Below are 20,699 nucleotides of genomic sequence, written 5' to 3'. Positions count from 1 at the left end.
CGCGACACACCGGTGTCACCCGCCGGCCCACCACCCCGCAACCCCGCACACCACCCCGCCCACCAGCCCCGTTGGCCCCCGACCGACACCCCGTCAGCTCGTGGTGATCACCGCGACAGGCCGTCCGACTACCGGAACACCCAGCACATTTGGCAGGCTGACCCCCGCAACCGGGGGTTTGCAGGGAGGGAAAGCACCACGGATGAGCACCACGGCACGCCACGGCACCGGCACCGAAGCCGGCGACCCCCGCATCGGCTGGAGCGGCACCGCTGACACGCACCGCCCGCCCACGCTGCACCACCGCCGCGACGGCATCCTCCCCACCATCGGCGCCGCCTTGTCCGTACGCGGACACACCCTCACCTGCACCGCCAGCAAGGCCGAACAGCCCCCGCCGCTCCACCCCCTCGTCCAGGACTTCCTCGACACCCTCGCCACCGCACAACGCGAACGCTTCACCGGACGATGTCCCGAGGCCGTCCTGCTCTCCCGCCACCTCACCGCCGTCGAGGCCAACCGCGGCAAACGCGCCTCCCGCAAGCCCCTCACCAACGGCGAAGCCCGCCGCTCCCTGAAACACTCCAAGATCACCGCACGCCACATCCGCGAGGACGGCGACCCGCAGCACGGCACCTACGCCCCGCCCTGCCGCTCCTGCGACGCCCTCCTCGCCCACTTCGGCGTCATGCCGATCGGCGCGACGCCCACAGGGAGCTGAACCGCCACCATGCCGCCCACCACCCCCGGACCCCGGGACGCCGCCCACGACCGGGCCCCCGGCCCCGGCCGCACCGACTCCACCCGGTTCCCCGCCGCCGTCGACGTCGCCCTCCAGGGAGCCGGCTGGCAGCCCGGCCGCTGGGACATAGAGCAGGCCGAACACTGGGCCGACACCCTCCGTGCCCACACTTCCCCGGCCGGCCACCGCCACACGGTCTTCCCCGCCGCCGTCGAGGCCTGGGCCGAATTCGGCGGCCTGCGCATCGCCGGCCCCGGCCCCGGCCGCCACATCGCCCCCGCCCCGTTCGTCATCGACCCCCTGCACGGCCTCCACCTCGCCCGCACCCTCGGCGACCTCGGCCGTGCCCTCGCCACCGACGTCGCCCCCCTCGGCCGCGAGGAACTCACCACCCACGACGGCGTCCACCCCCAGGCCACCCTCGCCATCGACGCCGAAGGCCGCGTCTACAGCCTCGACCACACCGGCGACTGGTACCTCGGCGCGGACATCGACACGGCACTGGGCACCCTGGTGCTCGGCACACGGCCGAGCCGGCTCTCCACACAAGGGGCCGACTGACCACGGCGCCGCACCACGGCGCCTCCCGTCGATGAGGCGCCCCGCCCCGTAGGGCAAGGAGAAACGCCCTGGGTGCTCAGCCCGCGACGTGCGGAGCCGGCTGCGGCGTCGGCAGCACCGCCGAGACCCGGAAACCACCGGTGTCCGTCGGACCCGAGACGAAGACGCCCCCCAGGGCCGTCACCCGCTCCCGCATCCCGACCAGGCCGTTGCCACCGCTCGGCAGCCCCGCATCCGCCGCCCCGCCCTCACACGGACCGTTCTCCACCTGCACCGCCAGCTCACCCTCGCGATGCGCCAGCCGCACCCGCGCCCGGGCACCCGGCGCATGCTTGTGGACGTTCGTCAGCGCCTCCTGGACCACCCGGTACACGGTCCGCTCCACCCGCGCCGCATAACGCGGCCGGGACGACTCCGCCACCTCGTCGCCGTCCACCGACAGCTCCACCACCATCCCGGCCGCCCGGGACTGGCCCACCAGATCCCCCAGATCGTCCAGACACGGCCCGTCCGGATCCCCCTCCACCGCCGACGAGGACTTCACGGCGGACCGGTCCGGCGCCCCCTCGGTCGCCTCCTGCGCCCGCACCCGCGACGCCACCGCCGCCAGCCGCTCCGGCACATCCGCCCCCGCGGCACCCCGCACCGCCGATCCCTCGGCCGTCCGCAGCACCCCCAGCATCTCCCGCAGCTCCGTCAGCGCCTGCCGGCCCATGTCCCCCACCAGAGCCGCGTTCTTCGACGCCTTCTCCGGGTCCTTCAACGCCACCGCCTGCAGCGCCGCCGCATGCACCACCATCAGGCTCACCCGGTGCGCGACCACGTCGTGCATCTCCCGCGCGATCCGCGTCCGCTCCTCGTTACGGGCCCACTCCGCCCGCTCCTCGGCCCGGTCCGCCAGCAGCGACAGCTCACGCTCCAGACCGTCCGCACGCTCCCGCAGGCTCTCCACCAACCGCCGCCGCGCACCGACGTACAGACCCCACAGCACCGGCGGCGCCGTCAGCACCAGACCCAGCGCCAGCGCCATCACCGGCACCAGCCACACCGGCGGATTGAAGTCCGGCTGCGACGCGATGTCCTGCCGCATGCTGAGGAACGTCGTCACCAACGTCCCCGTCACCGTCATACCGGCCAGCAGCGCGGTGATCCGCCGCGGCACATCCGACGCGGCCAGCGTGTACAGCCCCACCACGCTGAGCAGCCCGCCCATCTCCGCAGGCATCACCGCTATCGAGACCAGCACCACCACCACGGGCCACCGGCGACGCACCAGCAACACCGGGCCCACCAGCAGACCGAGCAGCATCCCCAGCAGCTCCGGCAGGTCCGCCCCGTGCGCGAAACTCGCGCCTTCGAGCAGGCATTCCACCGTCGAAGCGGCCGCCAGCGACGCGTCCAGTACGGCACTGCGCCGCCGCGCCCACCACCACGGCCCACCTATCGGCGCACCCCGCGCGCCCACACCTTCACTTGCCCCCGTCGCGGTCATACCGACCAGCCTACGGGGGCCCACCCCGGTTCCTCCGCCCTCTTATCGACGCCCGCTCGCCCGGATACCAGCCTTACCCTCGGTTATTCCTTGAACTGTTGAATCGCCCACGTTTGCGCCTCATTCTCCCACTTGCCCCGGCATCCCGACCCCAGGCCGAACACCCATCCCACCCGTCACGACTACGAAGCGTTACGCCACGAAGTCGGCCGGAGGACGGCAAGAGCAACCCGTACGCCCGCCGCTCTCACAGGCGGACCACATGGGCACCCCCGCGACCGACCCGCAGCGCACGGCGCTATACCGTCGCACCGAAGGCTGCTGGTACGGCATAGTGTTGGGTGCCAAGCGGCCAGCCTGACGGAATGTCCGGTATGAACCGCCCTACCATCCCCTGTGGTGTAATTGGCAGCACTGAGGCTTTTGGTGCCTTATGTCCGGGTTCGAGTCCTGGCAGGGGAGCCAAGCAAAGTTCGGGTCCTGATCGCAAGATCAGGACCCGCAGTCGTTTCTCCCGCAATACGCCCCGGTATCCTTCGGGTGACCACCACCCGAAGTAGCCAAGAAGCCGAAGGGCATCCCCGTGAGCGCCAACCGCCCGGCAGCCGTCGTCGTTCTCGCAGCGGGTGAAGGTACCCGCATGAAGTCGGCGACCCCCAAGGTCCTGCACGCACTCTGCGGCCGCTCCCTCGTCGGCCATGTCGTCGCCGCCTCCCGTGAGCTGGATCCCGAGCATCTCGTCGTGGTCGTCGGCCATGCCCGCGAGCAGGTGCGGGCGCACCTCTCCGAGGTCGATCCCGAGGTGCGGACCGCCGTCCAGCACGAGCAGCTGGGTACCGGGCACGCGGTCCGCATGGCGCTGGACGAGCTGAGCAACAGCGGTGTCGTGCTCGACGGCACGGTGATCGTGGTCTGCGGTGACACGCCGCTGCTCACCGGGGAGACCCTGCAGCGGCTCGCCGAGACGCACGCGGCGGACGGGAACGCGGTGACCGTGCTGTCCGCGGAGGTGCCGGACGCGACGGGTTACGGGCGCATCGTGCGGGATGCGGCGTCGGGCGCGGTGACGGCGATCGTCGAGCACAAGGACGCCTCGGAGGCGCAGCGAGCGGTCCGCGAGATCAATTCGGGGGTGTTCGCCTTCGACGCCCGGCTGCTGGTGGACGCGCTGGGGAAGGTGCGGACGGACAACAGCCAGGGTGAGGAGTACCTCACGGATGTGCTGGGGATCGTGCGTGAGGCGGGACACCGGGTGGGGGCCGCGGTGGCGGTCGATCACCGGGAGATCCTGGGGATCAACAACCGGGTGCAGCTGGCGGAGGCGCGGCGGCTGCTGAACGAGCGGCTGCTGGAGCGGGCGATGCTGGCGGGCGTGACGGTGGTGGACCCGGCGTCGACGTCCGTGGATGTGTCGGTGTCGTTCGAGCAGGACGTGACGGTGCACCCGGGCACGCAGCTGCTGGGTGCGACGCATGTGGCGTCGGGCGCCGAGGTGGGGCCGCATTCCCGGCTGACGGATACGTCGGTGGGTGAGGGTGCGGTGGTCTCGTTCACGGTCGCCGAGGGTGCGCGGATCGGTGTGGGCGCGAATGTGGGCCCGTATGCGTATCTGCGGCCGGGCACGGATCTTGGTCCTCGTTCGAAGGCCGGCGCGTATGTGGAGATGAAGAACGCGTCGGTGGGTGAGGGCACGAAGGTGCCGCATCTTTCGTATGTGGGGGATGCGACCATTGGCGAGTTCACCAATATCGGTGCGGCGAGCGTGTTCGTGAACTACGACGGTGAAGCCAAGCACCACACGACCGTTGGTTCGCATTGCAGGACGGGGTCGGACAACATGTTTGTGGCTCCTGTCACGATCGGGGACGGCGCTTATACGGCGGCGGGCTCGGTCATCACCAAGGATGTGCCCCCGGGTTCGCTGGCGGTCGCGCGTGGCCAGCAGCGGAATATCGAGGGCTGGGTCGCGCGTAAGCGGCCCGGAAGTGCCGCCGCGCAGGCTGCTGCGGCCGCTCGCCAGGAGTCGGAAGGCGAGCGGTGATCGTGATGGGGGAACCTCCCAGCGTTAGCTGGGGGAAGGTGCGCCGTGCGGGGCGTACCGTGATGAGCGCACGCAAACTGTGATTCGAGGAGATTTGCTGTGACCGGGATCAAGACGACCGGCGAGAAGAAGCTGATGTTCTTCTCCGGCCGCGCCCACCCTGAGCTGGCGGAGGAGGTTGCGCATCAGCTGGGTGTCGGGCTGGTCCCGACGAAGGCTTTTGACTTCGCCAACGGTGAGATCTATGTCCGCTATCAGGAGTCGGCGCGTGGTGCGGATTGCTTTTTGATTCAGAGCCACACGGCTCCGATCAATAAGTGGATCATGGAACAGCTGATCATGATTGATGCGCTGAAGCGGGCCTCGGCCCGCAGCATCACGGTGATCGTGCCGTTCTACGGTTATGCGCGTCAGGACAAGAAGCACCGTGGCCGTGAGCCGATTTCGGCGCGGCTGATCGCGGATTTGATGAAGACCGCGGGTGCGGACCGTGTGGTGACGGTGGATCTGCACACGGACCAGATCATGGGTTTCTTCGACGGTCCGGTGGATCATCTTTTTGCGCTGCCGGTGCTGGCGGATTACGTCGGCGCGAAGGTGGACCGGGACAAGCTGACGGTGGTGTCGCCGGACGCCGGCCGGGTGCGGGTCGCGGACCGCTGGTGCGACCGCCTGGGTGCGCCGCTGGCGATCGTGCACAAGCGGCGGGACAAGGACGTGGCGAACCAGGTCACGGTGCACGAGGTCGTCGGTGACGTGGAGGGCCGGGTGTGTGTCCTGGTCGACGACATGATCGACACCGGCGGCACGATCTGCGCGGCCGCGGACGCGCTGTTCGCGAATGGCGCGTCGGATGTGATCGTGACGGCGACGCACGGCGTGCTGTCGGGTCCGGCGGCGGACCGGCTGAAGAATTCAAAGGTGAGTGAGTTCGTGTTCACGAACACGCTGCCGACGCCTTCGGAGCTGGAGCTGGACAAGATCACGGTGCTGTCGATGGCGCCGACGATCGCCCGGGCGATCCGTGAGGTGTTCGAGGACGGTTCGGTGACGAGCCTGTTCGAGGAGCAGTGATCGTCGGCGTCCGTGGGGCGGGGTAGGTCCCCGCGTCCGCCGGGCGCTTGAGATCCATTTTGGGGCGGCCTTCCCGCCGGGTAGACTCGTGGAGTTGCTCGGCGAGGGAGGCCGCCTTTTTGGGTGGTTGTCCGTTATCGACGCGCTCTTCGTAGCAGGTCTGTCGTGGGCCGGGTGACGCCCACCAGATGTTTCTGAGATACGAGGAGTGCTGTCATGGCTGAGGTGAAGCTTTCCGCCGAGCTGCGGAACGACTTCGGTAAGGGTGCGGCCCGCCGTCTGCGTCGCGAGTCCAAGGTTCCGGGTGTCATTTACGGTCACGGTGCTGAGCCGCAGCACGTGGCGATCGACAGCCACGCGCTGATGATGGCCCTGAAGACGCCGAACGCGCTGCTGCGTCTGGAGTTCGACGGCAAGAACGAGCTGGTCATCCCCAAGGATGTGCAGCGTGAGGCGATCCGCCGGTTCCTGGTGCACGTGGACTTCCTGGCCGTGAAGAAGGGCGAGAAGGTCACGGTCGAGCTGCCGATCCAGACCGAGGGTGAGCTGGCCCCGGGTGGCAACCTGCTGGAGCACGTGCTGAACACGCTGCCGGTCGAGGCCGAGGCCACGCACATCCCGGAGTCGGTGACCGTGTCGATCGCCGGTCTGGACGCGGGTACGTCGGTGCTGGCGAAGGACATCACGCTGCCGTCGGGCGTGTCGCTCGCGGTCGAGGACGAGGCCGTCGTCCTGCAGGTCGTGTCGGCGCAGGCCGAGGCTCCGGCCGAGGAAGGTGCCGAGGGCGAGGCCGAGGGCTCCGAGGCCTGATTCGCTTCCGGGGCCGGCGTGCCCTGGTGATTCTTTTGGTGACCGTCGTCCCGTGCCGTTGGCGCGGGGCGGCGGTCGTGCCGTTGGAGGAGGGTGCAGATGTCGGCGGATGCGGACAGCCCGTGGCTGGTGATGGGTCTCGGTAATCCGGGTGCGGAGTACGCGGGTAATCGGCACAACGTCGGTTTCATGGTGGCGGATCTTTTGGCGGAGCGGATGGGGGGCCGTTTCAAGGCCCACAAGTCGCGGGCCCAGGTGGTGGAGGGCCGGCTGGGTGCGCCGGGGTTGTCGAGCCGCCGGGTGGTGGTGGCGAAGCCGTTGTCGTTCATGAATCTGTCGGGTGGGCCGACGACCGCATTGCGGGATTTCTTCAAGGTGCCGGTGGCGCATGTGGTGGCGGTTCATGACGAGTTGGACATTGATTACGGCGCGCTGCGGCTGAAGCTGGGCGGTGGTGACAACGGCCACAACGGGCTGAAGTCGATCACGAAGTCGCTGGGTGCGGATTACCACCGGGTGCGGTTCGGGATCGGGCGTCCGCCGGGTCGTATGCCGGTGGCCGATTTCGTGTTGAAGGACTTCTCGTCGGCGGAGCGGCGGGAGTTGGACTATTTCGTGGACCGTGCGGCGGATGCGGTCGAGACGTTGATCGTGGACGGTTTGGAGCGGGCGCAGACTACGTACAACTCGTGATCGAGCGCCTTTAGGGGACGGGTCGGGGCAGGGTCTGACGAATTGTTGTCGGAGGTTGACCGGGTGCTGGTGGATGGCCAAGTATCGCGGCCATGCCCAAGAGCAGTACGCGCACCCGTTCGGTCAGACGCAGTCGTTGGCGACGGCTCAGTGAGAGTGCCTACGGGGTGGTGCTGGTCGCCCGGACGGGGTTGATGGGGCTGCTGGCGTTGCTGTTGCTGGTGGCGGGGGTGTGGACGTCCTGGAGCACGGCGAAGTACGCGATGCTGGTCAAGGGCCGGGAGCACGGGGTGCTGACGGTGTCGGCGTGTGCGGGTGAGCGGTGTACGGGCCCGTATGTGCCGATGGCGGGGACGGGTCGGCCGCGCCCTTCGGTGTCGATCGCGAAGGCGGCGGCGCCGGAGAAGGGTGAGCGGGTCGAGGTGGTGCTGAAGCCGGGGACGTCGCGTGCGGTGCGGACGGGGCCGGCGGGGGTGCTGCATGCGTGGGTGCCGTTCGCGGGGGCGTTGTTGCTGGCGGCGCTGGTGGTGGCCGGGGGGATGCGGTTGCGGCGTACGGCGTGGGGGATGGGCTTGCTGGGGGCGGCGTTGCTGGGGGCGGCGTTCGCGGCGATGTAGCGCACGACGGAATTGCCTGGAATTGATACGGCGGCGGCCGGCTCCTTCGGGGAAGGGGCCGGCCGCCGCCGTATGTGCGTGTGGGGGGTGTGCCGGGTCAGCCGGTGTTGCGGAGGCCGGCGGCGACGCCGTTGACGGTGAGGAGCAGGGCGCGGGCCAGCACCGGGTCGGCCTCCTCGCCGCGTTCGGCGGCGGTGCGCTGGCGGTGGAGGAGGGAGACCTGGAGGTAGGAGATCGGGTCGAGGTAGGCGTCGCGGATGTGGAAGGTCTGCTTGAGGACGGGGCTGGCGTCGAGGAGTTCCTTTTCGCCGGTGATGCGCAGGACCTCGGCGACGGTGAGTTCGTGTTCGGCCTTGATGACGTCGAAGATGTGCTTCAGTTCGTCCGGCACGAGGGTGTCGACGTAGTGCTGGGCGATCCGCAGGTCGGTCTTGGCCAGCGTCATTTCGACGTTGGAGAGGAAGTTGCGGAAGAAGTGCCAGTGCTCGTGCATTTCGTCGAGGACGGTGTCCAGGCCGGCCTCGCGGGCGGCCTTGAGGCCGGTGCCGACGCCGTACCAGCCGGGGACGATCTGCCGGGACTGGGTCCAGCCGAAGACCCACGGGATGGCGCGCAGACCGTCGAGCGAGACGCCCGAGCCGGGGCGGCGGGAGGGCCGCGAGCCCAGGTGCAGGTCGGCGAGCTGGTCGACCGGCGTGGAGGCGAGGAAGTACGTCGGCAGGTCGGGGTCTTCGACGAGCCTGCGGTAGGCGCCGTGGGCGGCCTCGGAGACGGTTTCCATGGCCGCGTCCCACCGGGCGAGGGCCTCGTCCGACTGGCGGGGTGCGGTGTGCAGCGCGGAGGCCTGGAGGGTGGCGGCGACGGTCAGTTCGAGGTTTTCCCGGGCCAGGGACGGGATGAGGTACTTGTCGGAGATGACCTCGCCCTGCTCGGTGACCTTGATCTCGCCTTCGAGGGTGCCGTAGGGCTGGGCGAGGATCGCGTCGTGGGAGGGGCCGCCGCCGCGGCCGACGGTGCCGCCGCGGCCGTGGAAGAGGCGGAGGCGCACGCCGTGCCGGTGGGCGACGTCACGGAGGAGTCGCTGGGCGCGGTGGATCTCCCACTGGGAGGTGGTGATGCCGCCGAACTTGGAGGAGTCGGAGTAGCCGAGCATGACCTCCTGGACGTCACCGCGGAGGGCGACCAGGCGCCGGTAGGAGGGGTCGGCGAGCATTTCGTCGAGGAGCTGGTCGGCAATCTTGAGCTCTTCGGTGGTTTCGAGGAGCGGGACGATGCCGATCTTGGCCCAGCCGGCGTGCAGGTCGATGAGGCCGGCCTCGCGGGCGAGGACGGCGGCGGCGAAGACGTCGTCGGAGCCCTGGCACATGGAGATGATGTAGGACTCGATGACCTCGGGGCCGAAGGTCTCCTTGGCCTTGAGGATGGTGCGGAAGACGCCGAGGGTCTTGGCGCCGGCCTCGTCGAGGGGGCCGGGGTGGGGGCGAGCGGGCGCCGGGAGCGGAGTTCCTTGGCGAGGAGCTTGCGGCGGTAATCGCGCGGCATGTCGGCGTAGCGCCAGGATTCCTCGCCGAGTCGGTCGAAGAGCTGGCCGAGGGTGTGGTGGTGGGCGTCGGCGTGCTCGCGGATGTCCATGGTGGCGAGCTGGAGGCCGAAGGCGCCGATGGTGCGCAGGGTGCGTTCGAGGTGGCCGTCGGCGACCAGGCCACCGCGGTGTTCGCGCAGCGAGGTCTGCAGGAGGGTGAGGTCGTCGAGGAGCTCGGTGGTGCCGAGGTAGTCGCGGCCGGGGACGTGCGGGGTGTCGCCGGCGAGCCGCTCGCGGGTGTTGACCAGCTTCTGGCGGATGCAGGTGGCCTTGAGGCGGTAGGGCTCTTCGGCGTTGAGGCGCTTGTAGCGGGGGCTGATCTCGGGGAGGACGTCGAGGTCGCGCTGGAGGGATTCCAGCAGCTCGTCGGTGGCGCCGCAGTTGCGGATGGAGTTGGACAGGGCGCCGCGCAGCTCGTCGATGTGCTCAAGGGCGTCGGTGATGCCGTGCTCGTGCTGGAGGATCAGCACGTCCCAGGTGACCTGGGGGGTGACGTTGGGGTTGCCGTCGCGGTCGCCGCCGATCCAGGTGCCGAAGGTGAGCGGGCGGGTGCCGGGGGGCAGCGGGGAGCCGGCGCGTTCGAGCTCGGCGGCGAGGTCTTCGAGGACGTCGCCGACGGCGCCGCGGGCGAGCTCGTCGAGGTAGTAGATGGCGTTCCGGGCCTCGTCGGTGGGCTCGGGGCGGGCTACGCGGAGCTCGTCGGTCTGCCAGATGAGGTCGATGCTCTCGGCGAGGCGGAGGTCGGTGCGGCGCCGCTCGGTGGCGTCGGTCCGGTCGAGCAGCTCGGCGACCTTGCGGAGCTTGGTGAGGACGGAGCGGCGGGCGGCCTCGGTGGGGTGGGCGGTGAAGACGGGGCGTACCCCGAGGTGCCGGGCGGTGTTCCGCAGGTGCTCGGGGTCGGCGTCCTTGAGCATGTCGGCGGTGCGGGCGAGGATGCTGCCCTCGGCGGCGCGCTTGGCGCGCAGCTCACGGCCGCGGTGGACCTGCTCGGTGACGTTGGCGAGGTGGAAGTACGTCGAGAAGGCGCGGACGAGCTTGGCGGCGGTGGCCAGGTCGGTGTCGCCGAGGAGGCGGGCCGCTGCCTCACCGTCGGAGCGGGTCAGCGCGCGTACCCGCTCGACGAGGTCGAGGAGCTCAGGGCCTTCCTGCCGGACGAGGGTCTCGCCCAGGAGGTCGCCGAGGCGGCGGATGTCGGCGCGCAGGGCGACGCCGGCGGCCTCGCTGGGCTCGGTGGTCGCGGTCTCGACGGGGGTGTTGTCGGCACTGCTCACTGGTGCTCCTTGCGGCAATCAGGGGCGTCGCTCCGCGGCTCGCGGGGAGGGGTGTGGCGGCGACGCGTGGGCAGGTCTGATGCGGGCGGGTTGCGGACCGCGCTGTCCGACGTCCCCAGGATAGGACTGCCCACTGTCAGCGGATCACACCGTCCGATGGGTGGGCATCCGTGGCGGGAGGTGGTGGTGTGGGGCCTGTCACGGCCTTGCCCGTGGCGGTGTCACTGCCATACTTACGAGACCGTAGGTTACGGTTCCGTAGGCCGTAGCCGTGCCCCCGAGCCCCCGACGAGGGACACCATGACTGCTGGTCCTGAAGCCGTAGAAGACCCACCACTTTCCACTGATTCGTCCGGGCGGGCGGGTGGTCCGTTCCCGTCCGCCACGCTGGGGGGTGAGCAGCGCCGGTCGGTCGAACAGATCGCGCTGCTGCTGTTCATCACCGTCCCGTTCGTGGCGCTGGTGGCCTCGGTGCCGCTGGCCTGGGGCTGGGGGTGAGCTGGCTGGACCTGGCGCTGATGACGGCGATGTATTTCATCGGTTGCCATGGCATCACGATCGGTTTCCACCGTTATTTCACCCATGGGTCGTTCAAGGCGAAGCGTCCGATGCGGATCGCGCTGGCGATCATGGGGTCGCTGGCGGTGGAGGGTCCGCTGGTCCGCTGGGTGGCGGACCACCGCAAGCACCACAAGTTCTCCGACGCGGAGGGTGATCCGCACTCTCCGTGGCGGTTCGGTGAGACGGTGCCGGCCCTGATGAAGGGCCTGTGGTGGGCCCACATCGGCTGGATGTTCGACGAGGAGCAGACGCCGCAGCACAAGTACGCGCCGGACCTGATCAAGGACGACGCGATCCGGACGATCTCGCGGCAGTTCGTGCTGTGGACGACGGTGTCGCTGCTGGTCCCGCCGCTGGTGGGCGGGCTGGCGACGTGGTCGTGGCAGGGTGCGGCCACCGCGTTCTTCTGGGGTTCGCTGGTCCGGGTGGCGTTGCTGCATCACGTCACGTGGTCGATCAACTCCATCTGCCACGCGGTGGGCAAGCGCCCGTTCAAGTCCCGCGACCGTTCCGGCAACGTGTGGTGGCTGGCGGTGCTGTCCTGCGGGGAGTCCTGGCACAACCTGCACCACGCGGATCCGACCAGTGCCCGGCACGGCGTGATGAAGGGGCAGCTGGATTCCAGTGCCCGGCTGATCCGCTGGTTCGAGAAGGCGGGCTGGGTGTACGACGTCCGCTGGCCGAACGCGTCGCGCATCGATGCCCGGCGCAAGGAGACCGCCGCTGTGGGGTAGCCCGCGGCGGTGACGGGGGAAGGCATCATTGACGGGTGGCGATCGACGACAGCAGTACGAGCAGCAGCAAGAGCAAGTCTTCCGCCGCCGCGGGCACGCGGCGGGCGCGCAGGGTCCGGATGACCGGCGCGGAGCGCCGTGAGCAGCTGCTGGACATCGGTCGCACACTCTTCGCCGAGCGCGGCTTCGAGGGCACGTCGGTGGAGGAGATCGCCGCGAAGGCGGGGGTCTCCAAGCCGGTGGTCTACGAGCACTTCGGCGGCAAGGAGGGGCTGTACGCGGTGGTGGTGGACCGCGAGATGCGTCAGCTGCTGGACATGGTGACCGGCGCGCTGACCGCCGGCCACCCCCGTGAGCTCCTCGAACAGGCCGCGTTCGCGCTGCTCGACTACATCGAGAAGTACACCGACGGTTTCCGCATCCTGGTCCGCGATTCGCCGGTCGCCCAGTCGACGGGCACGTTCGCGTCGCTGATCAGCGATATCGCCACCCAGGTCGAGGACATCCTCGGCCTGGAGTTCAAGGCCCGCGGCTTCGACCCGAAGCTGGCCCCGCTCTACGCCCAGGCCCTGGTCGGCATGGTCGCCCTGACCGGCCAGTGGTGGCTCGACGTCCGCAAGCCGAAGAAGGCCGAGGTCGCCGCACACCTGGTCAACCTGGCCTGGCACGGCCTGGACGGCCTGGAGCAGAAGCCGCGGCTGATAGGGCACCGGAAGAACTGAGCTATTGCGCACAACATTAACCTTGTGAAACCCTCTGTGCATGACTGAGATCACGATCAGCTCTGCGCGCTCCCAGCTCGGCGATCTGGTCCGCCGGGCCGCCCATGGTCGCGAGACCATCGCCCTCACCGACCACGGGCACGTGGCTGCGCTTCTCGTATCTCCACAGGTCATAGAGGATCTCGAAGACGCCTTGGCCGTTGCCGACTACCAGCGTCGCAAGGCGGAGGGCACGCTCGGCGAGGGCATCCCCATGGCCGAAGTCCGCAGGCGACTGGGGCTCGAACAGCAGTGACCTACGAGATCATCTTCGAACCGCAGGCCCTCGACTCCGCAGCCCGGTTCTCGAAGGAAGACCCGAGCGGCCTCGCTGTGGTCCTTGACACCATCGACAAACTCGCCCATGACCCCCGCCCAGCGGGATCAACGCCCTACGGGCCCGAGATCCGTCGCCTGCGCGTCGGCAGCTACCGCGTCCTCTACGTAATCGACGACAGCGTGATCCGCATCCTCGTCACCCACCTGGGCCGTACCCCCTGATCCGTGCCGGCCTCAAACCAGCGGGCTTGCCTTGCCTCCCCAGGCAGGCGGCGAGCTGGTGTGGTCGAGGCCGGTTTCACGGGGCGTGGATCAGGCCGGCGGCTTCTGGGCCACCGCGAAGATGCGGCGGAAGGGGAAGACGGTGCCGTGGGGGCCGGTGGGGTAGGCCTTGCGGAGGGCGTCGCGGTATTCGGCGAGGAATGCCTCGCGGGCCACGGGGTCGTCCTCCAGGGCGGTCAGGACGGGGCGCAGGGCGGTGCCCTTGACCCAGTCGAGGACCGGGTCGTCGCCCGCCAGGAGCTGGACGTAGGTGGTTTCCCAGACGTCGGCGTCGCAGCCGAGGTCGGCGAGGCGTTCGAGGTAGGCGGCGGGTTCGAGGATGTGGACGAAGCGCCGGCCGTGGGTGGTGAGGCGTTCGCGCCACTGGGGGGCGTCGCACAGCTCGCCCAGGAGGGCATGGCTGGGCGAGGTGAAGTTGCCGGGGACCTGGAAGGCGAGGGTGCCGCCGGGCGGGAGGGCGTCGATCCAGCGCGGCAGGGACTCGGGATGGTTGGGAACCCATTGCAGCGCCGCGTTGGAAACGATCAGGTCGAAGGGCTCGTCGGGGGTCCAGTCGGCGGCGTCGGCGGGGGCGAAGTCGAGGTGGCCGCCGCCCGGGGTGGGGCCGGCGCAGGTCTCGGCTTCCTTGAGCATCTCGGGGGAGTTGTCGTATCCGGTGATGTGCGCGTCGGGCCAGCGGATGGTGAGCTGGGCGGTGACGTTGCCTGGGCCGCAGCCGAGGTCGGCGATGCGGGCGGGGCGGCCCCGGCGGGGCAGGTCCGGTATCCGGGCGAGCAGGTCGAGGAAGGGGCGGGTGCGGTGCCCGGAGTGGCGGAGGTACTGCTGCGGATCCCAGGTTGGTGCGTCGTGCATGTTCAGAACCCTTTCGTCGTGCAGGGCTGGCACAGGGCTTGGCGCGGTCGGGTGAGCAGGTCCGGTTCGGGCCGTGGCGGCCGGAAACCGAGCCTCCGCCGACGATGCCCCATAGTCCAGCGAAATATATCTCGACGTCAAGAGACTTCATGTCGACAGACCCTTTACACTGATCGTCATGGAGGACGAGGTCGACCGACTGGTCGCAGCATGGCGCCGGGAGCGCCCGGACCTCGACGTGGAACCGCTTGAGGTCCTCAGCCGCGTCTCCAGGCTGGCCAGACACCTCGACCGGGCCCGCCGCATCGCGTTCGCCGAGGTGGGCCTGGAACCCTGGGAGTTCGACGTCCTGACGGCGCTGCGCCGGGCCGGGGCGCCGTATCAACTCTCCCCCGGAGCACTGCTGACGCAGACACTGGTCACCTCGGGGACGATGACCAACCGCATCGACCGGCTCGCCAAGAAGAACCTCGTCGAGCGGCTGCCCGACCCCAGCGACCGGCGCGGAGTGCTGGTCAGGCTGACTCCGGAGGGCCGCGACAAGGCCGACCAGTCACTGGCCGGCCTGCTGGTACAGGAACGCGCCATTCTGGCCGAACTCTCCCGTCAGCAGCGCGGCGAACTGGCCGGCCTGCTACGGAAGCTGACCGGGCCGTTCGACAACATCCCGGGGTAGCCGGTCGCCGACGCCCCGGTGCGCCCGTCCGGCTTCCGGCGGCGGCCCGCCGCCCCGCCCGCGTCGACTTTCCGGGGCGGGAGAGGGCGCGTACTCCCCGGGCGGCGGCGCGGGCGCGGTCGCCAGAGGTCGCGAGGGCGGGGGCGCCACCGCGGAAACACACCGTCAGCCCGCGTGCGCCCCAGTGCCACACACGGAATTTGGGGGCGCGTAAGCCTGCGTAATGCGCCCCATGATTCGACGCGCGCCCCCTGTGCACCCCGTCCCCTTGCAGCCCGCTCCCGTTGTGCACTTGGATCGCGCCATGAGCCAGCAACGCGCACCGCGCCGGCCCCGCGGCCCGTACGGCAGGCGGTTCGAGGGCCGTACGGTCGTGGTGTCCGGGGCCGCCGCCGGTATCGGGGCGGCCACCGCCGACCGGCTGGCCGCCGAGGGCGCCGGCGTCCTGCTGCTGGACCTCGACGACGCCCGCGGCGAGCACCTCGCCCGGCGGATCCGCGCGGCCGGCGGCCGGGCCTCGTTCGAGCACGGCGATGTGGCCGGCGAGGCGGACTGGCAGCGGGCCGTCGAGGCCGCGCGACGGCGCTACGGCCCGGTGGACGGGCTGGTGAGCAACGCCTACCTGCCGTACGTGGCACCGGCCGACCGCACCCCGCTCGCCGACTGGGAGCGGCAGCTCGCGGTGAACCTGACCGGCTCGTTCCTCGGCGTGCGGGCCGCCCTCGCGGACCTGCGGGAGCGGCACGGCGCGGTGGTGCTGACCTCGTCCGTGCACGCCCTGGTGGGGCTGCCGGGCCGGCCCGCCTACGCGGCGGCGAAGGCCGGACTGACCGGGCTGGGCCGCCAACTGGCCGTCGAATACGGGCCGGAGGTACGCGTCAACAGCGTGCTGCCGGGGCCCGTGCTGACCGCGGCCTGGGACGGGATCGGCGAGGAGGAACGGCAGGCCGCCGCCGCGGAGACGGCCGCGCGCCGGCTGGGACGGCCCGAGGAGATCGCCGCCGCGATCGCCTTCCTGCTCTCCGCCGAGGCGTCCTTCATCACCGGCGCGAGCCTCGTCGTGGACGGCGGCTGGAGCGTGTACAAGAACTCGTCCTGACCGGGACGCGGGTCCCGGGCGCCCGCGGGCCACGGACCGGCCCGCCCGAGCTTCGACCCCTGGGGGGACCGATGGGCATCCATTTCGGCGGCGACTACAACCCCGAGCAGTGGCCCGAGGAGGTGTGGGCCGAGGACCTGGAGCTGATGAAGGCGGCCCACGTCACCATGGTCACCGCCGGGATCTTCTCCTGGGCGAAGGTCGAACCCCGGCCCGGGCAATGGGACTTCGGGTGGTTCGACCGGGTCATGGACGGGCTGGCCGGCGCCGGCATCGCCGTCTGTCTGGCGACCATGACCGCCTCACCGCCACCCTGGCTGTCCCGCGCGCACCCCGAGATCCTCCCCGAGGGCCCGGACGGACAGCGCCGCTGGCCCGGCGGCCGGCAGCACTACTGCCCCTCCAGCCCCGTCTACCGCACCCACGCCGTACGCCTCGTCGAGCAGCTCGCCACCCGTTACGCGGACCATCCGGCGCTGGCCATGTGGCACGTCGGCAACGAGTACGGCTGCCACACCCGGCAGTGCTTCTGCGACGTGTCGGCCGCGGACTTCCGGCGCTGGCTGCGCACCCGCTACGGCAGCATCGACGCACTCAACGCGGCCTGGTCGACGGCCTTCTGGTCGCAGGGCTACGGCGACTTCGACGAGGTGCTGCCGCCGCGCACCGCCCCCACCTTCCCCAACCCCGCCCAGCAGCTGGACTACCTGCGGTTCGGCGACGAGGCACTGCGCGCCTGCTACCTCGCCGAGAAGGAGGTCCTGGAACGGCTCACACCCGAGGTACCGGTCACCACCAACCTGATGCCACAGCACAAACCGGTGGACGCGTTCGCCTGGGCGCCCCATATGGACGCGATGGCACTGGACTTCTACCAGGACCCGTACGCCGCCGACGACCACGTCCGGGCCGGCTACGTCTTCGACCTGATGCGGTCCGCGCGGTCCGGGCAGCCCTGGCTGCTGCTGGAGCAGGCACCGAGCGCGGTCAACTGGCGCCCCCGCAACGGCCCCAAGCCGCCCGGTGCGATGCGGCTGTGGAGCTGGCAGGCCGTCGCACAGGGCGCGGACGCGGTGCTGTTCTTCCAGTGGCGGCAGTCGCTGGGCGGCGCCGAGAAGTTCCACTCGGCGATGGTGCCGCACGGCGGGACCGGCACCCGGACCTTCCGCGAGGTGACGGAACTGGGACGGGAGCTCGCGGCCGTTCCCGGCATCGAGGGCACCCGGTCCCGGGCCGAGGTGGCACTGCTGGCGGACTGGCACAGCTGGTGGGCACTGGAGCTGGACTCCAAACCGTCCACCGCACTGGACCACTCCCGGATCGCGCTGGACCACTACCGCCCCCTGTTCGAGGCCGGCGTGGCCTGCGACGTGCTCCCGCCCCAGCGCGATCTGACCGGCTACCGCCTGGTCGTCGTCCCCAACCTCTACCTGCTGACCGAACGGGACGCGGAGCGGCTGGCCGACTACGTGCGCGACGGCGGGCGGCTGCTGGTGTCGTTCTTCTCCGGCATCGTCGACGCACACGACCGCGTCCACCCGGGCGGCTACCCGGGGCCGCTACGAGAACTGCTGGGCCTGCGCGTCGAGGAATTCTGGCCACTGGCCGCGCACCAGTCCGTGAGCCTCGGAGACGGCGCGTACACCGGCCGGGCGGACCTGTGGTCCGAGGCCATCGACCTCCAAGGGGCCGAGCCACTGGCCCACTTCACCAACGGCGACCTCACCGGCCGCCCCGCCCTCACCCGCCACACCTACGGCCAGGGCACCGCCTGGTACGTCGCGACCCGCCCGGACCCCGCGCTGCTACGCGCCCTCCTGGACGACGTGCGGTCGGAAGCGGGCGTCACCCCCGTACTCCCGAACCTGCCCCCCGGCGTCCAGGCCACCCTCCGGGAGGGCACCCACGACCGCTACCTCTTCCTCCTCAACCACGGCGCGGACCCCGCCGACATCACCCTCCCGAGGCCACTCCACGACGCACTGACCCCCGACGGCCCCACCGTCACCCAGCTCACCCTGCCACCCCGCGGCGTAGCGGTCCTGATGGGTCCTTCCACATCCCCTGCGCGCTGAAAGGCGCTACGTACACCCCCACCGGCTCGTCACTTCCCCCTCACGGGAGGGGACGGGCCGGAGGGGCCTGGTGTGTGGACGTAAAGCGTCAGCAGTCCACACACCAGGCCCCGGAGGCCCGTCACCGCACCCACCACAACCCAGCCCGCCGCAGGCGCAACGGCGAGACGACCCGCGGCGGGACAGACAGGTACGTGCGGGGCGCCGCAAAGCGCAACGGCGAGAACCACCACGGCGGGACAGCCAAGTACGTGGGGCTACGGCACAGCCGGCACCGGCTCAAGCTCCACCGGCCCCACCCCCGCCCGGCGCGCCAGCGCCACCGCGGCGAGGGTCGAGTGCACTCCCAGCTTGCCGAGCACGTTCTGCATGTGCGTGCGGACCGTGTGCGGGGAGAGGAACAGCCGCTCGGCGACGGCCTTGCGGCCCAGGCCGGCCACCATGCAGCGGAGCACCTCGCGTTCGCGCGGGGTGAGCGACTCGACCAGCCGCTCGCTCTCCGAACGGTGTTTGCGGGCGGCCGTCAGCTCGCGCAGCACACCGGTCAGCAGCGCCGGCGGCAGATGCGTTTCGTCCCGCAGCACGCCGCGGATCACGGCGAGCAGCCGGGACAGCGAGCAGTCCTTGGCGACCCAGCCGGACGCGCCGGCCTGCAGGGCGGCGGCCGCCCGGCGCGGGTCGTCGCGGTCGGCCACGACGACCGTACGCAGGTACGGGTGGCTGGTGCGCAGGCCGGAGACCAGCGCGATGCCGTCCCGCGGGCAGCTGCGCGGGACGACCTGCTCACGGGCCGTGCCCTGTGCCGGCACCGCGAGCAGCGGCGCGGCCAGGTCGGCGTCGGCGAGCAGCACGTCGAAGCGGCGGCCGTCGGTGACCGCCCGGTCGAGGTTGCGCAGGGCGGCCGGGGCGCTGCCCGCGGCCGCGACGTCCACGTCCTGCTCCGCGGCGAGCGCGGCTGCCAGGGATTCGGCGAAGATGCGGTGGTCGTCGACCACCAGAACCCGGATGCGTTGCACAGAGACCCCCTGTCTCGGTGAACGGACCATAGCGGGCACGACGCCCGGATTGAAGATCGCCTCGGTCGCACGGCCGCCGCCGTGCCGACATGACTACCCCCACCCCAGGCGCCGTACCCGAACGGTCTCGCCCCCTGATCAGCACCGGCCCCACCGGTGCAGGATCTCAGGGTACGGACGGGCCGCGGCGAGGGAAGGTGAATGGCCAAACTGCTGTCGCAGCCCGTCCATTTGGTGACGCCCCGATGGCCGCACGCCGCCCGTCGCGCCCTACTGGAGCCGGTGCGCTCCGGCGCTGGGTACGGCTTCGAAGATCCGCGGTTCCAGGTGGCCGGCGGCCGCGAAGGCTGCGGTGACCGCCGTGCCGATGTCGGCGGCGGCGGCTTCCTCGACGAGGACGATCGCCGAGCCGCCGAAGCCGCCGCCGGTCATCCGGGCCCGAGGGCGCCCGCGGCGAGGGCGGTGTCGACGGCGAGGTCGAGTTCCGGGCAGGAGATCGTGAAGTCGTCGCGGAGCGAGGCGTGGCCGGCGGTCAGCAGCGGGCCGATGGCGCGGGTGCGGCCGGCGTCCAGGCAGGCGATGACCTCTTCGACCCGCTGGTTCTCGGTGACGATGTGGCGGACCAGGGCCTGCACGCCGGGTTCGCCGGCGAGCTCGGCGAGGGCCTCGGGCAGATGCGCACCGGACACGTCGCGCAGGGCCCGCACCCCGAGCGCCCGCGCTCCGCGCTCGCAGCCGGCGCGCCGCTCCGCGTACGCGCCGTCCCCCAGCTCGTGCTTCACCCGGGTGTCGACGACCAGCAGCCGCAGCCCCTCCCCCGCGAGGTCGAACGGCACCTGCCGGTGGGTCAGGTCGCGGGCGTCCAGGAACAGCGCATGGCCTTCGGTGCAGCAGGCCGCGGCGGTCTGGTCCATGATCCCGCAGGGCACGCCGACGAAGGCGTTCTCGGCCCGCTGGGCGATCCGGGCCAGCCGCTGCGGCTCCAGGCCGAGGGCGTAGAGGTCGTTGAGGGCGAGAGCGGTGGCGACCTCCAGGGCGGCGGAGGAGGAGAGTCCGGCGCCGGTGGGCACGGTGCTGTCGTAGTGCAGGTCCGCGCCGCCGACGGGCAGTCCGGCCTCCCGCATCGCCCAGACGATGCCGGCCGGGTAGGCGGCCCACCCTCCCTGGGCGGTGGGCCGCAGCGCGTCGATGCGGAGTTCGACGACGCCGCCGTCGGCGCCGCCGGAGTGCAGCCGCAGCACCCCGTCGGTGCGGGGTGCGGCGGCGGCGAGGGTGGTGTGCGGGAGCGCCAGCGGCAGCACGAAGCCGTCGTTGTAGTCGGTGTGTTCACCGATCAGGTTGACCCGGCCGGGCGCCGCCCAGATGCCCGTGGGGGCGGCGCCGTACACCGCGGCGAACCGGTCCGCGGTGTGCCGGGCGCCGTGCGGGCGCCCGGTGGTCGGGGTGGCGGCTTCGTGACCTGCCATCAGGGCTCCTTCGTC

The 20,699-nt window shown here is 70.9% G+C and carries 16 protein-coding genes, 1 tRNA gene and 3 pseudogenes; 15 read left to right on the top strand and 5 right to left on the bottom strand.

The genetic code is table 11. The annotated features are described in order from the left end of the window. Positions 1 to 202 precede the first annotated feature (202 nt). Together OJ254_RS12705 and OJ254_RS12700 are read left to right on the top strand one after the other, a co-directional pair. Positions 203 to 721 carry a YwqJ-related putative deaminase gene (locus OJ254_RS12705; protein WP_265362420.1) on the top strand — a complete coding sequence of 173 codons (519 nt, stop codon included), beginning with the start codon at positions 203 to 205 and terminating at the stop codon, positions 719 to 721. A 9-nt stretch (positions 722 to 730) separates the two neighbouring features. Continuing rightward, positions 731 to 1,303, top strand: coding sequence for an SUKH-3 domain-containing protein (locus tag OJ254_RS12700; RefSeq protein WP_265362419.1), 573 nt, complete (start codon positions 731 to 733; stop codon positions 1,301 to 1,303). A 76-nt stretch (positions 1,304 to 1,379) separates the two neighbouring features. Here OJ254_RS12700 and OJ254_RS12695 read toward each other — a convergent pair whose 3' ends face one another. After that, a complete protein-coding gene (locus tag OJ254_RS12695) occupies positions 1,380 to 2,795 on the bottom strand; it encodes a sensor histidine kinase (protein ID WP_265362417.1) in 1,416 nt (471 codons plus the stop codon). A gap of 390 nt (positions 2,796 to 3,185) precedes the next feature. On the opposite strand from OJ254_RS12695, the gene OJ254_RS12690 reads away from it, so the two are divergent. The 6 genes from OJ254_RS12690 (at position 3,186) to OJ254_RS12665 (ending at position 8,030) form a co-directional block, all read left to right on the top strand. Beyond that, positions 3,186 to 3,260 (top strand) — tRNA-Gln (locus OJ254_RS12690). A 118-nt stretch (positions 3,261 to 3,378) separates the two neighbouring features. Then, entirely contained in the window at positions 3,379 to 4,836 is a 1,458-nt protein-coding gene (gene glmU, locus OJ254_RS12685) for a bifunctional UDP-N-acetylglucosamine diphosphorylase/glucosamine-1-phosphate N-acetyltransferase GlmU (RefSeq protein WP_341483601.1), read from the top strand. Between the two features lie 99 nt (positions 4,837 to 4,935). Further along, positions 4,936 to 5,910, top strand: a complete 975-nt coding sequence (locus OJ254_RS12680) for a ribose-phosphate diphosphokinase (RefSeq protein WP_030811974.1) — start codon at positions 4,936 to 4,938, stop codon at positions 5,908 to 5,910. Positions 5,911 to 6,126: 216 nt separating this feature from the next. Further along, positions 6,127 to 6,720 carry a 50S ribosomal protein L25/general stress protein Ctc gene (locus OJ254_RS12675; protein WP_265362416.1) on the top strand — a complete coding sequence of 198 codons (594 nt, stop codon included), beginning with the start codon at positions 6,127 to 6,129 and terminating at the stop codon, positions 6,718 to 6,720. Positions 6,721 to 6,819: 99 nt separating this feature from the next. After that, positions 6,820 to 7,413, top strand: coding sequence for an aminoacyl-tRNA hydrolase (pth, locus tag OJ254_RS12670; RefSeq protein ID WP_265362415.1), 594 nt, complete (start codon positions 6,820 to 6,822; stop codon positions 7,411 to 7,413). Positions 7,414 to 7,505: 92 nt separating this feature from the next. Next, complete coding sequence (locus tag OJ254_RS12665) at positions 7,506 to 8,030, top strand: hypothetical protein (protein WP_265362414.1); 525 nt, start codon at positions 7,506 to 7,508, stop codon at positions 8,028 to 8,030. A 97-nt stretch (positions 8,031 to 8,127) separates the two neighbouring features. Here OJ254_RS12665 and ppc read toward each other — a convergent pair. Further along, a pseudogene (gene ppc / locus OJ254_RS12660) lies at positions 8,128 to 10,883 on the bottom strand (phosphoenolpyruvate carboxylase). Between the two features lie 300 nt (positions 10,884 to 11,183). Here ppc and OJ254_RS12655 point away from each other — a divergent pair. The 4 genes and pseudogenes from OJ254_RS12655 (at position 11,184) to OJ254_RS12640 (ending at position 13,440) form a co-directional block, all read left to right on the top strand. Continuing rightward, positions 11,184 to 12,178: pseudogene (locus OJ254_RS12655) on the top strand (acyl-CoA desaturase). A gap of 41 nt (positions 12,179 to 12,219) precedes the next feature. Beyond that, complete coding sequence (locus OJ254_RS12650; protein ID WP_423836010.1) at positions 12,220 to 12,900, top strand: TetR family transcriptional regulator; 681 nt, start codon at positions 12,220 to 12,222, stop codon at positions 12,898 to 12,900. Positions 12,901 to 12,940: 40 nt separating this feature from the next. Next, positions 12,941 to 13,195 (top strand): type II toxin-antitoxin system Phd/YefM family antitoxin, encoded by a 255-nt coding sequence (locus tag OJ254_RS12645; RefSeq protein ID WP_265362412.1) that lies wholly within the window; start codon positions 12,941 to 12,943, stop codon positions 13,193 to 13,195. Beyond that, on the top strand, positions 13,192 to 13,440 hold the full coding sequence (locus tag OJ254_RS12640) for a type II toxin-antitoxin system RelE family toxin (protein WP_265362411.1): 249 nt from the start codon (positions 13,192 to 13,194) through the stop codon (positions 13,438 to 13,440). Before OJ254_RS12645 ends, OJ254_RS12640 begins: the two co-directional genes overlap by 4 nt. Before the next feature lie 90 nt (positions 13,441 to 13,530). Here OJ254_RS12640 and OJ254_RS12635 read toward each other — a convergent pair whose 3' ends face one another. After that, the gene (locus OJ254_RS12635) at positions 13,531 to 14,352 is read right to left on the bottom strand and encodes a trans-aconitate 2-methyltransferase (protein ID WP_265362410.1); all 822 of its coding nucleotides are present in this window, start codon (positions 14,350 to 14,352) and stop codon (positions 13,531 to 13,533) included. Positions 14,353 to 14,530: 178 nt separating this feature from the next. On the opposite strand from OJ254_RS12635, the gene OJ254_RS12630 reads away from it, so the two are divergent. The 3 genes from OJ254_RS12630 (at position 14,531) to OJ254_RS12620 (ending at position 18,202) form a co-directional block, all read left to right on the top strand. Next, on the top strand, positions 14,531 to 15,028 hold the full coding sequence (locus OJ254_RS12630; protein WP_030413445.1) for a MarR family winged helix-turn-helix transcriptional regulator: 498 nt from the start codon (positions 14,531 to 14,533) through the stop codon (positions 15,026 to 15,028). A gap of 304 nt (positions 15,029 to 15,332) precedes the next feature. Then, the gene (locus OJ254_RS12625; RefSeq protein WP_265362409.1) at positions 15,333 to 16,127 is read left to right on the top strand and encodes an SDR family NAD(P)-dependent oxidoreductase; all 795 of its coding nucleotides are present in this window, start codon (positions 15,333 to 15,335) and stop codon (positions 16,125 to 16,127) included. Between the two features lie 71 nt (positions 16,128 to 16,198). Continuing rightward, on the top strand, positions 16,199 to 18,202 hold the full coding sequence (locus OJ254_RS12620) for a beta-galactosidase (RefSeq protein WP_265362408.1): 2,004 nt from the start codon (positions 16,199 to 16,201) through the stop codon (positions 18,200 to 18,202). Between the two features lie 257 nt (positions 18,203 to 18,459). On the opposite strand, the gene OJ254_RS12615 is transcribed toward OJ254_RS12620, so the two are convergent. Further along, positions 18,460 to 19,218 carry a response regulator transcription factor gene (locus tag OJ254_RS12615; protein WP_265362407.1) on the bottom strand — a complete coding sequence of 253 codons (759 nt, stop codon included), beginning with the start codon at positions 19,216 to 19,218 and terminating at the stop codon, positions 18,460 to 18,462. Between the two features lie 270 nt (positions 19,219 to 19,488). Then, positions 19,489 to 20,684, bottom strand: a pseudogene (galK, locus tag OJ254_RS12610) (galactokinase). Between the last annotated feature and the right edge of the window lie 15 nt (positions 20,685 to 20,699).

Origin of the sequence: Streptomyces endophytica (assembly GCF_026153355.1) — a bacterium.
Lineage (GTDB): Bacteria > Actinomycetota > Actinomycetes > Streptomycetales > Streptomycetaceae > Streptomyces > Streptomyces endophytica.
Note: the sequence above shows the minus strand (reverse complement) of the source record. Positions and strands in the feature narration are given on the sequence as shown.